This window comes from Pseudomonas sp. FYR_7 (assembly GCF_043106155.1).
GTDB classification, from domain to species: domain Bacteria; phylum Pseudomonadota; class Gammaproteobacteria; order Pseudomonadales; family Pseudomonadaceae; genus Aquipseudomonas; species Aquipseudomonas parafulva_B.
In genome coordinates this window covers 104,071-116,089 of the sequence record NZ_JBICMI010000023.1, presented here as the reverse complement: position 1 = coordinate 116,089, position 12,019 = coordinate 104,071, and the positions used below count along the sequence as shown (strand labels likewise).

Sequence of the window (12,019 nt, the reverse complement as noted above, 5' to 3'; positions counted from 1 at the left end):
TGATGACAAGGAGTGCGAGATGCAGAGAACAGCAAGCGGCTGGATCAACGGTTTCATCGGCGTGGTGATTTTCGCAGGCTCCTTGCCCGCAACACGCGTTGCCGTGACGGCGTTAGAACCGACGTTCCTGACCTGCGCGAGGGCAACCATTGCCGCGTTAGTGGGTGCTTGTTGTCTGATTTTGCTGCGTCAGCCCCGGCCTGGGCGAGGCGATTGGTCATCCCTGGGCGTGACGGCGCTCGGCGTCGTGGTCGGGTTTCCGCTACTGACTGCATTGGCCTTGCAGCACGTCAGCTCGGCCCACTCCATTGTGTTTGTGGGGCTGCTGCCGCTGTGCACCGCCGGCTTTGCCGTGCTGCGAGGTAGCGAGCGTCCCAGGCCGTTATTCTGGGCATTTTCGTTGGCAGGTGCCGGGTTGGTGGCGGGGTATGCATCAACTTCCGTAGGCCAGGGTTCGCTACTGGGTGATGGATTGATGGTCGCGGCAGTGCTGGTGTGCGGATTGGGGTACGCAGAAGGTGCACGCCTGTCCCGCAAACTCGGCGGCTGGCAAGTGATCAGCTGGTCGTTGCTGCTTGCCCTGCCAGCGATGCTGGTGTTGGCGATCATCACCATGCCTACCTTGGCAAACCTGACGCAAGTCGGCGCCTCTGCCTGGTTCAGCTTCGGTTATGTAGCGTTGTTCAGCATGTTCATTGGATTCGTGTTCTGGTATCGCGGGCTCGTCCAGGGCGGGATTGCGGCGGTAGGCCAACTGCAGTTGGTCCAGCCCTTCATAGGGTTGGGGTTGGCGGCGCTGTTGTTGCACGAGCAGGTGAGCTGGGCCATGGTGTCGGTGACGGTGGGTGCGGTGCTGTGTGTTGCCGGGGCCAAGCGGTTCGCCCATTGACGCGCAATCCTGCGGTGGAACTGGAACCAGGCCACTGATCGCTCGACCAGTGGCCAGCTGCTTTGCTGCAAACTACCGCTGTCAGCGCAGCAGGGTCTGGATCTTGTCGTGCAACGTATCGAGGTCGAACGGCTTGGCCAGGATGGGCGCCTTGCGGGTGATCGGGCTGCCAGACTCCAGGATCTCCGCTGGATAGCCGCTGATGAAGATCACCTTGAGGTCCGGCCGCAACTTGACAGCGGGCTCAGCGATTTCCACCCCTGAAATGCCACCGGGCAGGCGAAAGTCGGTCACCATCAGGTCCAGGTGCGGCTTGCTGGCCAGGATGGCAAACGCTTGCTCGCCATCTTCGGCGACCAGTACGTGGTAGCCCTCCCCAGCCAGGTAGTCCCGCAAAATCATGCGAATGGCCGGCTCGTCCTCGACGACCAGCACCACATCTTGTGCATCTTCACTCATATCGAAACCTTGGAAATTCTTGCAGTTTGCCATCAGACCCCGAGCTCACGCAGAGGTTGCCCGCGCCTGGTCGTTTTGTTGTTCGCACACGCCAAGCGGCAGTTGCAGGGTGAACGTGGCACCTTGGCCCTCCTCGCTCTCGACCAGAATGCGCCCGCGGTGGGCGTGGACGATCTGCTCGGAGATATAAAGCCCAAGCCCCAGGCCACCAGTAGCCTGATGGTTCGACACCCGCTCGAACTGCTGGAAGATGCGCTGCTGGTTGGCCGCACCAATGCCAATGCCGTTGTCTTGCACCTGCACGCATGCCATGCCGTCGAGCTCGAACACCCGCACGTGCACAGGTTTGCGCTCCCCGTAGCGCAGGGCGTTGGACAAAAGGTTGGCCAGCACTTGCTCGATGCGGAACTCGTCCCACTCGCCAGCCAGGCGCCCGTCACAATGCAGGTCGATTCGGGTATCCAGCGCGATCGCTTGCGCCGTGAAGTTCTCCACCAACCCCCGTACCAGCTGACTGAGGTCAAACAGCTTCGGGCGCAGCGACAGTTTACCGGTGCGGATGCGTGACACGTCGAGCATGTCTTCGATCAGCCGTATCAGGCTGTTGATCTGGCGCTCGTCGCGCTCGACCATGGCCTGTAGCTTTTCCTTACTGAAGGCCTCCAGGTTGCCCCTGGCCAGGTTCAGCTTGCGCAGCTGCGTTTCCAGGATCAAACCATTTAGGGGCGTTCTCACCTCATGGGAGACGATGGACATGAAATCGTCACGCATCCGCACAGCGTGCTCCAGCTCGCAGCGTGCGCTTTGCAGCTTGTCCAGCAAGGCTTCCTGCTCCTGCCGACTGCGCTCGAGCGCTTGCAGTTGCTGGTCGAGCACTTTGCGTTGACGGTAGAGATCGACAAAAACCGAGACTTTGCTTTTGACCGCCATGGTATCGAGCGGCTTGTAGAGGAAATCCACGGCACCGCTTTCGTAGCCCTTGAAGGCATAGTTCATCTCGCGCCCGGCCGCGGTCACGAACACGATGGGGATGTTGCGGGTTTTTTCGGTGCCGCGCATCAGCTCGGCCAGCTCGAACCCGTTCATGCCAGGCATCTGCACGTCCAGGATGGCCAAGGCGAATTCGTGCTCAAGCAGCAGTGACAACGCCGCTTCGGCGGACTGGGCCTGATGCACCTCGCGATCGTCACCCTGGATGAGGGCATCGAGGGCCAGGAGGTTTTCTGGCAGATCGTCGACGATCAGCAGTTTGGCGATGGTCTGGCTTAACATGCGCTGGATTCCAGAGTACCAAGCAACTGCCCGATACCACTCAAAGGAAGAATATGGTCGGGCCGGTGCAGGGCCAAGGCGGCCTCCGGCATCAGCGCGACCTGTGCATCGCGGGGGTCCTGGACGATGGTCCGGCCGCCGCTGTTCTTGATGTAGGCAAGCCCTTGGGCGCCATCTTCGTTTGCGCCAGTGAGCAATATGCCGAGCAGTGCCTTGCCATAGGCATCGGCTGCCGACATGAACAGATAGTCGATCGAAGGCCTGGAAAAATGCTGCGGCGGTTCCTGGCTCAAAGACAGGGTGAAGTCGCACTCTACCGAAAGGTGATAACCATGGCCCGCCACAAAAATGCCGCCGTCTTGCAAAGACTGCTTGTCACGCGCTTCGAGCACCGGCCGGCCCAGGCGACGTTGCAGCACTTCAGCCAGATGGCTATGCCGGTCCTCGGGCAGATGCAACAGGCACACCACAGGAACCTTGCACGCCCCTGGCAACCCGCCGAGCACCTTGAACAGAGCAGTCACACCGCCCGCCGAAGCACCGATCACCACAGCCTGTATGCCCTTCATGACTTGCGGTAGATCCGTTCAGGTTTGACCCAGGGCTCGAAGCGCTGGCTATAGGCCGAGAAATCGACCGACTCCTTGCTGCCCAGTACCAGGAAACCCCGGTGGCAGAGGGACTCGTGGAACAGGCCCAGGGCCCGGTCCTGCAAGACCTTGTCGAAATAGATGAGCACGTTGCGGCACGAGACGAGCTGGGTTTCCGAGAACACGCTGTCGGTGGCCAGGCTGTGGTCGGCGAAGGTCACCTGCTCACGCAAGGTGCTGTCCATGATGGCATTGCCGTAGGCAGCGGTGTAGTACTCCGAAAAATCACGACGCCCACCGGCCAACCTGTAGTTCTCTTCGTATTCGCGCATGCTCGGCATGGTATAGATGCCCTGCTTGGCTTTTTCCAGTGAGTGCGGGTTGATGTCGGTGGCGTAGATGATGGTGCGCTCCAGCAAACCTTCCTCGCGCAGCAAGATGGCCATCGAATACACCTCTTCGCCCGTACTGCAGCCGGCAATCCAGATCTTTATCGATGGCCATGTGCGCAGCAGCGGGACCACTTCATTGCGCAGGGCAAGGAAGTGGCCAGGGTCGCGGAACATCTCGCTGACCGGAATCGTCAGGTACTGCAACAGCTGCATGAACATGCCTGGGTCATGCAGTACCCGCTCCTGAAGCGCAGACACGGTCTGGCAGTCGAACTGGCGCAGGGCATGCAGGATCCGGCGCTTGATCGAAGCGCCGGAATAGTTGCGAAAATCGTAGCTGTACTTGAGGTAGATGGCCTCGATGAGCAAGCGGATCTCGATGTCGGTATTGCGTTCGCTAATCAAATTCGCTCCAGTTGCGGCAACCACACACGTATCAGCGAGAACAGGCGGTCCAGGTCGATGGGCTTTGCCAGGTAATCATTGGCGCCGGCCTGCAGGCAGCGGTGCTGGTCGTCCTTCATCGCCTTGGCGGTCACGGCGATGATCGGCAGCTTGCGCCAGCGAGGCTGCTGGCGGATCAGCCGGGTCGCTTCGAAACCATCCATTTCCGGCATCATTACGTCCATCAGTACCAGGTCGATATCTTCATGCTGTTCGAGGCGTTCGATGGCCTCGCGGCCATTGCGGCCGATTTCGACGATGGCCCCCTTGTGCTCCAGGGCGCTGGTCAGGGCGAAGATGTTGCGCACATCGTCGTCTACCAACAGGATCTTGCGCCCCTCGAATACCTTGTCGCGGCTTCGCGCGGTCTTGAGCATGCGCTGACGCTCATGGGACAGCTGCGACTCCACCTTGTGCAGGAACAGGGTGACCTCATCGAGCAGACGCTCGGGCGAGCGTGCGCCCTTGATGATGATCGAGCGCGAATACTTGAGCAGGTCGGCCTCCTCTTCGCGCGTCAGGTTACGGCCTGTATAGACGATCACAGGCGGGAACGCGCGGATGTCTTCGGCCGTCATGCGCTTGAGCAACTCGTTGCCGAGCATGTCGGGTAACTTGAGGTCGATGATCATGCAGTCGTAGACGTGCTCGCGCAGCAGTGCCAAGGCCTCCTGGGCCAGGCCCACGGCGGTGATCTCGACGTCCTCATCGCCGATCAGCCGGGCAATGCTCTCTCGCTGCAGGTCATCGTCTTCGACCAGCAGGATGCGCTTTAGCTTCTGGGTCAGCTTGGCTTCCAGGCGCCCGAAGACTTCCTTGAGCTCCTCGCGACTGGTGGGTTTGACCGCGTAACCGACCGCGCCCATGTGCATGGCCGCCTCCACCCGATCCTCGACCGAAATGATATGCACCGGGATGTGGCGCGTCTCGGTCCGCTCCTTCAGGCGCTGCAGTACAGTGAGGCCGGAATGGTCCGGCAGTCGCATGTCCAGGAGCACGGCATCGGGCAGGAACCGAGCGGCCAGCTCGAAACCTTCGTCCGCGCCATGGGCCACCAGGCAGCTGTAGCCCAGTTCATGGGCCAGATCGAAGAGAATACGGGCAAAGTTTGGCTCGTCCTCAATGACCAGAATGCAACGATTGGTAAACGGCGCCCGCTCGCGATCATCGGTGAAGGCCAGTACCGGGGGCTTGGCTGCCGCTGCTGGTGGCTGAATGACCGATGGCATTGAAGTTACCGCAGGGCGCAGGGTAAGCGGCGCGACGGGCTGTTCGTCGACATCATGGCGCTCTGGCAGTACCAGGCTGAATACGCTGCCTTGACCCGGCGTGCTCTGTACGGTGATCTGCCCGCCCAGCAGGCGGGCCAGGTCGCGCGAAATGGACAGGCCCAGCCCGGTGCCTCCATAGCGGCGGTTACTGGTGCCATCGACTTGGTGAAATGCGCCGAAGATGGCTTGCTGCTGATCAGGCGCGATACCAATCCCGGTGTCGTGCACCGCGAACACGATACCGGCCTCGGGCTGGTAGCCGATATTCAGGCTGACCTGGCCACGCTCGGTGAACTTGATGGCGTTGGACAACAGGTTCTTGAGGATCTGTTCCAGGCGCTGGCGATCGGTGAACAGGGTCGCAGGCACGTGGTCCTCAGCTGTGACCTCGAAGCCCAGCCCCTTCTGGGAGGCCAGTGGCGTGAACATGTCGCGCAAGCCCTCGACCAGCCGATCGACGTGGGTCGTTTCGGGGCGCACCTCAAGCTTGCCGGCCTCGACCTTGGCGATGTCCAGGATGTCGTTAATGAGGTTGAGCAGGTCATTGCCTGCCGAGTAGATGGACTCGGCGAATTTGACCTGCTCCTGGCTCAGGTTGCCTTCACCGTTCTCGGCCAGCAGCTTGGCCAGGATCAGCGAGCTGTTGAGCGGCGTACGCAGCTCGTGGGACATGTTGGCGAGGAATTCGGACTTGTACTTGCTCGAACGCTGCAGCTCATCGGCGCGAGCCTGAAGCTCGGTCTGGGCGCGGCTGAGCTCCTCGTTCTTGAGGTCCAGTGCATCGGTGCGTTCGGACAGTTGCTCGTTGGTCTGCTCGAGCTCCGCCTGTTGGGTCTCCAGATAAGCCTGGGACTCCTTGAGCACCCGGGACTGTTCTTCGAGTTCTTCGTTGGCGGTCTTGAGCTCTTCCTGCTGGACCTGTAGCTCTTCGTTGAGCTGCTGGGTTTCGGCCAGCACCTCCTGCAGGCGTTGACGGTAGCGGGCGCTTTCGATCGACATACCCAGGTTGCCCGCCACGCGCTCGAGCATCTCCGCGTCGCGGTCCTGCAATGGGCGCAGCAGCCCCAGTTCAATGACGCCGTTAACCTGACCGTCCTCAAGGGCCGGCACGATCAGCCCGCTGCGCGGTAACCCCTTGCCCAGGCCCGACGCCAAACGGTAATAGTCCTGCGGCAAGGCATCGAGGCGGATAAGCCGTTCTTCACGTACCGCTTGCGCCAGCAAGCCGTGGTGATCACCCAGCACCTGCTCGCGGGCCTGCTCCTGGGCTTCGAGCCCATAACTGGCCACGCGCACCAGGCGGCCATGTTCATCTCGCACATACACGGCGCCCACCACGCTGCCCAGGTAGGCAGCGAAGAAGCGCAGGATCTTGTCACCCAGCATAGGCAGGGACAGTTGACCCAGCACCTGCTGGGCCAGTTGGGTCTGGCCGTTGCGCAGCCAGGCCTGATGCTCCAGGCGCTCAGCAGCGCGCTGCTGGGCCTGCAAGTTCTTGGTGTAGCTGTCGGACAAGGCCAGCAGGTCGCGGCGCCCCAGATAAGCGAGCAATGCGCTGAGCCCGACCAGCAACACAACGAACGTGATGATGCCAGCGACGGTGACACTGCTGACCGTCTCATTACGGGTCATGCGCAGCTGTTGCTCGGCCCCGATCAGGTCCTCGAACTCCTTGCGGATTTCGTCGGTCAGGCGTTTGCCACGGCCATTACCGATCAGCTCGCGGTATCCCCCTTCCACGCGGCGCAGGTCGATCATCTGGCTACCGAAATCGTTCCACGCGCCCTGCAGCGCGATCAGCCGGTCGATGCGTTCGACCTGCTGGGGATTGTCCTCGACCATGCTGCGCAGGCTTTGCAGGCTGTTGAAGATCCTGGGCTTGGCCACCTCGTAAGGGTCCAGGAAGCGCTCATCGCCCGTGATCAGAAACCCGCGCATGCCCGTTTCCATGTCGATCGAGAGCTTGAGCGTCTCGTTGGCGTTGCCAATCACCTGATCGGTATGTTCCACCCACTGCATGGCAGACAGCAGGTAGTTGATAACGGCGACGAATGCCACGGCACCGAGCAGGCCGAGCCCCAGGGGTAGGCCGATGTTGCGGCTCAACAGCTTGCGAAAGCTACGTTGATCCATCGAGGCAGCTTGTATCATCTGAAAACGCCCGAGCAAATGGAGTCCATGAACAGCATGGTCAATCTTTCCTTATGGTGAGGGGCAACCCCTGGCCTGGCGCAAGCTCTGATTAGTTGGCCCGGCATTTAGCCAGCATTTGAAACATACCTGTTCCAATCGTTCCATCGGATCGATCAGATCGGTATCCTTTGGGAACTTCTGGGCCCTGGCGAGGCACAGAGCAAAGACATTCATCAAGACAGGATCTGAACCATGTCCCTTCTGGTAGTCGAGGACGACGACATCGTACGCATGCTCATGGTCGAGGTCCTCGAAGATCTGAGCTACGCCGTGATCGAGGCGCATGACGCTGCGACCGCACTGAAAGTACTCGAAAATCCTGACCAAACGCTCGAACTCATGATAACCGATGTTGGCTTGCCGGACATGGATGGCCATGACCTGGCCAAGAGCGCACGCGGGCTGCGCCCTATGCTCCCTGTGCTGTTCGCCAGTGGGTATGGAGAAAACGTCGACGTGCCGGAAGGCATGTATAGAATTGGCAAGCCTTACTCCATCGATCAGTTGCGAGACACGGTGGCCTCCATTCTTGGCCCCCGCTCGGCGCAGTAGCCGGTCAGGTTGGTCAATCCGTAGTCGCGAACACTTCACGACGCAGCAAGTAGATGTCCATTATCCAACCCTTGCGCCGACGTTGACTTGCCCGGGCCTCCAGGATGCGTGCCTTGACCGCTTCCAGGGGCCCGGCGATCAGCATTTCGTCCGCGGTTCCCAGGTAAGCGCCCCAGAAGATCGTGAGCGCTGGATCCGACAGTGCAGCGAAGGCGCAGTGACTATCGAGCATTACCACAACATTATCGATGCGCCCGAGACTCGCCAGCCTCCGCCCCGGCACCACGATCAACGGCTCACCGACACGCGTGAGCGCGATCTGGTGACGGGCGGCCAAGAGCTGCATGCTGCTTATTCCGGGTAGCACCTTCAAGGCAAGCGACACCCCCCGTTCACGCACCAGCTCCATCACACGCAGCGTGCTGTCGTACAAGCCAGGTTCACCCCACAGCAAAAATGCGCCGGTCTGCCCTGGCTGCAGTTCCATTTGCAGCGCGGCGGCATAGGCTGTCGCCCTCTGTTGGTGCCAGACTTCAATGGACGTTGCATACCCCGAGGGCTGTCTGGCGCGTGGCGGGTCGGTGATCTGCACGATGCGATAGCTGTGGTCTGGCAGGTAGCGTTGCAGAATCGCCTTGCGCAACCCCAGAAGGTCTTGCACCTCGGGGCCTTTGTCCATGACGAAAAACACGTCCACACCGCGCAGTGCATCGACCGCCTCATAGGTCAGGTGGCAAGGATCCCCAGCGCCGATGCCGATCAGCAGTACCTGTTTCATCTACCCTCCTCGTACGCTTTCGTCCGGTTGCCACAAAGCAACCGGCGATGAACTTGATCGCGTCAGCGCCATGATGAAACCTCAACACTGGCTTCACACTTTTTTCACAGCGCCGCAGGCACCATGAACACAGCTAACGGACTAGCGACCCCATCACGCGCCCGCACACGCGGGCCTCTAATTCCAGCGCCCTGCCTTGAGCAGGGCGCTTTCATTTGCGCAATCGTTTCACTGCCGTATCATTAGCAGCCTGTCCGTTTCGCCGGGTCCTGGCACCCGGCCCCGTCTCAGGAGTTTCCATGAGCTTGCACGATCTGCAAACCGTTCCGGGTGTCACCGCACAGCCTGACGTTGCCACTGCCCAATTCGTCTTCAACCACACCATGCTGCGGGTCAAGGACATTCAGAAGTCGCTGGATTTCTATACGCGCGTGTTGGGTTTCCGCCTGGTGGACAAGCGTGATTTCCCAGAGGCTGCTTTCAGCCTGTACTTCCTGGCCCTGGTCGACCCCGCCCAGATTCCAGAGGACGACCATGCTCGCCATCAGTGGATGAAGTCGATTCCAGGCGTGCTTGAGCTTACGCACAACCATGGCACCGAGCAGGATGCCGACTTCGCCTACCACGATGGCAATACCGATCCACGCGGCTTCGGCCACATCTGTGTATCGGTGCCGGACGTGCGTGAAGCCTGCGCACGTTTCGAAAACCTGGGCGTGCCGTTCCAGAAACGCCTGCAAGACGGGCGCATGAACCACTTGGCCTTCATCAAGGACCCAGATGGTTACTGGGTCGAGGTCATCCAGCCTGGCGAGCTCAAAGCTTAAGGCTCACAGGCCACGCTCGTCGGGCGACCGCCTGCATGCCCTCTGCTGTGGTATATGAAGTAAAGGCTTCATTGCCACAGCGAGGTACCGATCATGCAATCGCTCCAGTGTGAATACCGCAAGCACCTCATCACCGCCAGCGTGATGCCTCACCCTGACTCGCCCTTACCCTTTGCAGCAGGCTGCCTGATCACGGCGCCCGACGGCCATGTCAGCCGGCGGCTATCGATGCCCATGAAGTTCTTCAGCGACTTGGACAATGCTCAGCATGTGTCGCTGGCGTACGGTCGTGCGCTGGTCGACGAGCAATTGGATAAGGCCAGGCAAGCGTTCTAATTGCTGCAGCGACCAGCTCAACTTGCTGGTCGCCGAATAGTGCAGGATCTGCCCCTGGCTCAACCTTGGCGCGCGTAGGCCACGGCAGCCTGTACCTGCTCAGGGGTTGGTCTGATGCCGGTGTACAGGACAAATTGCTCCAACGCCTGCAATGCGATGACTTCAAGCCCGGTGATCACTTGCTTGCCAAGCTTCTCTGCATGCTCGATCAGAGGTGTTTGCACTGGCATGGCCACGACATCGAATACGCGCTCGGACGCAGCAATTGCCATCTCGCTGAACGCGAGCTGCTGCGCCTCTGGCCCACCGGCCATGCCCACCGGGGTGACGTTGATCAGCATCGGCGGGCAAAGGTCGTCAAGCTCAGGCAGCCAGCGGTAGCCGCACACATCGGCCAGCTCCCGCCCGGCCTGCTCGTTACGGGCGACAATGATGCCTTCGCCAAACCCTGCGTCCCGCAACGCGCTGGCCACCGCCTTGGCCATGCCACCGCTGCCACGCAAGGCGAACGCCGTAGCCGGGTCGACCTTGTGCTGCGTCAGCAACTGCCGGACTGCCAGGTAGTCCGTGTTATAGGCTTTGAGGTGGCCCTCGGTATTGACCAGGGTGTTGACTGAATCGATTGCCGCAGCCGACGGGTCGATTTCATCGACCAACGCCATGCACGCTTCCTTGTACGGCATCGAGACACCACAACCACGAATCCCAAGCGCCCGGATGCCTGCTACGGCTGCCGGCAAGTCATCGGTGCGCATGGCCTTGTAATAGAAATCCAGGCCAAGCTGCTCGTAGAGGTGATTGTGGAAGCGGACACCAAAGGTGCCTGGGCGGCCTGCCAGGGAAATGCACAGCACGGTATCCCTGCTGGGGGTAAGGGGCATACGCGATCCTTTTGCGGTGTACAGACGGCGAATGAGCCTAGCAGAGCCGTTGGCCCAAGCCTACCGGTTCGACACTGCGCGTCACGCTGTGCTCATCGGCCGTTGCACAACGTTGCCTGCACGTTAGGCAAAACTGATAAGCACTATTGAGCACATTGATTTCAGTCCCACCCGCGGCATCGGTACAGTAACCCCATGTTTTAGCGGAGGACAGCAGATGGCCACGATCGAGATCATGTCCGTTATCGGCTCGGCAGTACCGGCCAATTTGCGCGATCAGGGCCTGCTGGCTTGTTGGTACCTGGTCAGCAACGGCGAGCCGGTCAGCGGACCGATGCCGAGCCTGGCCAGTGCCCGCGCCCTGATTGAAAAGTTGCAACCCGGCACCCTCCTCGCCTGACACGAACATTTAGTGCTGCTCCCTGTTGCCCGCCACTGTGCGGGCTTTTTTTTGCCTCATGACCATGCACAGGCTGCCGGCTCTTGAGCCAGGCACTTGAGATGCCCACTGCTGCGTATTGGAAAACTCGTCCGAGCAGCGGGGATAGTCGATAACAGGGGTTGTACAAAGGGCGGTAATCTCACCAATAGTTGTACAAACCGCACCGCTCATCCCCTCAAGGCAACAGGTCGGGCTCTGTGTCCTCGGAAAAGGCATAGACGGAATATGGTCAGCGGTGATGATTGGAAAACGGATTTTGGTCGTCGAAGACGAACCCGCTTTGCGAGAGTTCCTGTCTTTGATCATTGAAGAAACAGGCGCTCGGGTAATGGCGGTGGAAACCGCAACAGAAGGTATTCGGCAACTCGACAAGCAACCCTGGGCAGCGGTCGTGACCGATGTTCGTACGCCGGGCCCGTTCGATGGCTGGGACCTTGCCTGGATGGCTTACGAGCAGTGTCCATCCCTGCCCGTGATCGTGACGAGTGGTGGCTACAGCAAGATCGATATGCCGCTGCCTCCCACCGCAGCGTTCATTGGCAAGCCTTGGTCGATTGACGACATGATCTGCTTATTGATGCGCTGTACTACATCGGATTCGGGCACCCGCTGATCGCCTGCGAGGGGGAATTGGGTGGCGAATAGAACAATTGCCATTGCCTGTGTGCTGAATTATCTTTGCGATCTTTGGGT

13 protein-coding genes are annotated in these 12,019 nt (G+C 60.3%); 6 read left to right on the top strand and 7 right to left on the bottom strand.

The annotated features are described in order from the left end of the window. Positions 1-19: 19 nt before the first annotated feature. Positions 20-889, top strand: a complete 870-nt coding sequence (locus ACF8R3_RS06555; protein WP_392515262.1) for a DMT family transporter — start codon at positions 20-22, stop codon at positions 887-889. Positions 890-970: 81 nt separating this feature from the next. Here the strand turns inward: ACF8R3_RS06555 and ACF8R3_RS06550 are convergent, their stop codons facing one another. The 5 genes from ACF8R3_RS06550 to ACF8R3_RS06530 are packed head-to-tail and all read right to left on the bottom strand — an operon-like array spanning position 971 to position 7,468. Further along, a complete protein-coding gene (locus tag ACF8R3_RS06550; RefSeq protein ID WP_027914716.1) occupies positions 971-1,348 on the bottom strand; it encodes a response regulator in 378 nt (125 codons plus the stop codon). 45 nt (positions 1,349-1,393) lie between these two features. Continuing rightward, positions 1,394-2,620: an ATP-binding protein gene (locus tag ACF8R3_RS06545; protein ID WP_392515261.1), complete on the bottom strand. Its 1,227-nt coding sequence runs from the start codon at positions 2,618-2,620 to the stop codon at positions 1,394-1,396. Next, entirely contained in the window at positions 2,614-3,189 is a 576-nt protein-coding gene (locus ACF8R3_RS06540) for a chemotaxis protein CheB (RefSeq protein WP_392515259.1), read from the bottom strand. The genes ACF8R3_RS06545 and ACF8R3_RS06540 overlap by 7 nt, the downstream gene beginning before the upstream one ends. Beyond that, a complete protein-coding gene (locus tag ACF8R3_RS06535; RefSeq protein ID WP_078478746.1) occupies positions 3,186-4,007 on the bottom strand; it encodes a protein-glutamate O-methyltransferase CheR in 822 nt (273 codons plus the stop codon). The genes ACF8R3_RS06540 and ACF8R3_RS06535 overlap by 4 nt, the downstream gene beginning before the upstream one ends. Beyond that, entirely contained in the window at positions 4,004-7,468 is a 3,465-nt protein-coding gene (locus ACF8R3_RS06530; protein ID WP_392515257.1) for a response regulator, read from the bottom strand. Before ACF8R3_RS06530 ends, ACF8R3_RS06535 begins: the two co-directional genes overlap by 4 nt. Positions 7,469-7,702: 234 nt before the next feature. Here ACF8R3_RS06530 and ACF8R3_RS06525 point away from each other — a divergent pair, with 234 nt between their 5' ends. Further along, positions 7,703-8,062 (top strand): response regulator, encoded by a 360-nt coding sequence (locus ACF8R3_RS06525; RefSeq protein WP_058637307.1) that lies wholly within the window; start codon positions 7,703-7,705, stop codon positions 8,060-8,062. Between the two features lie 13 nt (positions 8,063-8,075). Here ACF8R3_RS06525 and cobF read toward each other — a convergent pair whose 3' ends face one another. After that, positions 8,076-8,840, bottom strand: a complete 765-nt coding sequence (gene cobF, locus ACF8R3_RS06520) for a precorrin-6A synthase (deacetylating) (RefSeq protein WP_078478748.1) — start codon at positions 8,838-8,840, stop codon at positions 8,076-8,078. A 299-nt stretch (positions 8,841-9,139) separates the two neighbouring features. On the opposite strand from cobF, the gene gloA reads away from it, so the two are divergent. Continuing rightward, entirely contained in the window at positions 9,140-9,667 is a 528-nt protein-coding gene (gloA, locus tag ACF8R3_RS06515; RefSeq protein WP_196121627.1) for a lactoylglutathione lyase, read from the top strand. 93 nt (positions 9,668-9,760) lie between these two features. Continuing rightward, complete coding sequence (locus ACF8R3_RS06510; protein WP_058637310.1) at positions 9,761-10,003, top strand: hypothetical protein; 243 nt, start codon at positions 9,761-9,763, stop codon at positions 10,001-10,003. A gap of 59 nt (positions 10,004-10,062) precedes the next feature. On the opposite strand, the gene ACF8R3_RS06505 is transcribed toward ACF8R3_RS06510, so the two are convergent. Then, positions 10,063-10,884: a shikimate 5-dehydrogenase gene (locus tag ACF8R3_RS06505; protein ID WP_144964186.1), complete on the bottom strand. Its 822-nt coding sequence runs from the start codon at positions 10,882-10,884 to the stop codon at positions 10,063-10,065. 217 nt (positions 10,885-11,101) lie between these two features. Here ACF8R3_RS06505 and ACF8R3_RS06500 point away from each other — a divergent pair, with 217 nt between their 5' ends. Together ACF8R3_RS06500 and ACF8R3_RS06495 are read left to right on the top strand one after the other, a co-directional pair. Further along, positions 11,102-11,284, top strand: a complete 183-nt coding sequence (locus ACF8R3_RS06500) for a hypothetical protein (protein WP_078478749.1) — start codon at positions 11,102-11,104, stop codon at positions 11,282-11,284. A gap of 280 nt (positions 11,285-11,564) precedes the next feature. After that, positions 11,565-11,939: a response regulator gene (locus tag ACF8R3_RS06495; RefSeq protein ID WP_196127601.1), complete on the top strand. Its 375-nt coding sequence runs from the start codon at positions 11,565-11,567 to the stop codon at positions 11,937-11,939. Positions 11,940-12,019 lie beyond the last annotated feature (80 nt).

Bases quoted from the DNA above. Each gene is read 5' to 3' on its own strand.
- ACF8R3_RS06555 (WP_392515262.1), top strand. From the start codon at position 20: ATGCAGAGAACAGCAAGCGGCTGGATCAACGGTTTCATCGGCGTGGTG.
- ACF8R3_RS06550 (WP_027914716.1), bottom strand. From the start codon at position 1,348: ATGAGTGAAGATGCACAAGATGTGGTGCTGGTCGTCGAGGACGAGCCG.
- ACF8R3_RS06545 (WP_392515261.1), bottom strand. From the start codon at position 2,620: ATGTTAAGCCAGACCATCGCCAAACTGCTGATCGTCGACGATCTGCCA.
- ACF8R3_RS06540 (WP_392515259.1), bottom strand. From the start codon at position 3,189: ATGAAGGGCATACAGGCTGTGGTGATCGGTGCTTCGGCGGGCGGTGTG.
- ACF8R3_RS06530 (WP_392515257.1), bottom strand. From the start codon at position 7,468: ATGATACAAGCTGCCTCGATGGATCAACGTAGCTTTCGCAAGCTGTTG.
- ACF8R3_RS06525 (WP_058637307.1), top strand. From the start codon at position 7,703: ATGTCCCTTCTGGTAGTCGAGGACGACGACATCGTACGCATGCTCATG.
- cobF (WP_078478748.1), bottom strand. From the start codon at position 8,840: ATGAAACAGGTACTGCTGATCGGCATCGGCGCTGGGGATCCTTGCCAC.
- gloA (WP_196121627.1), top strand. From the start codon at position 9,140: ATGAGCTTGCACGATCTGCAAACCGTTCCGGGTGTCACCGCACAGCCT.
- ACF8R3_RS06510 (WP_058637310.1), top strand. From the start codon at position 9,761: ATGCAATCGCTCCAGTGTGAATACCGCAAGCACCTCATCACCGCCAGC.
- ACF8R3_RS06505 (WP_144964186.1), bottom strand. From the start codon at position 10,884: ATGCCCCTTACCCCCAGCAGGGATACCGTGCTGTGCATTTCCCTGGCA.
- ACF8R3_RS06500 (WP_078478749.1), top strand. From the start codon at position 11,102: ATGGCCACGATCGAGATCATGTCCGTTATCGGCTCGGCAGTACCGGCC.
- ACF8R3_RS06495 (WP_196127601.1), top strand. From the start codon at position 11,565: ATGATTGGAAAACGGATTTTGGTCGTCGAAGACGAACCCGCTTTGCGA.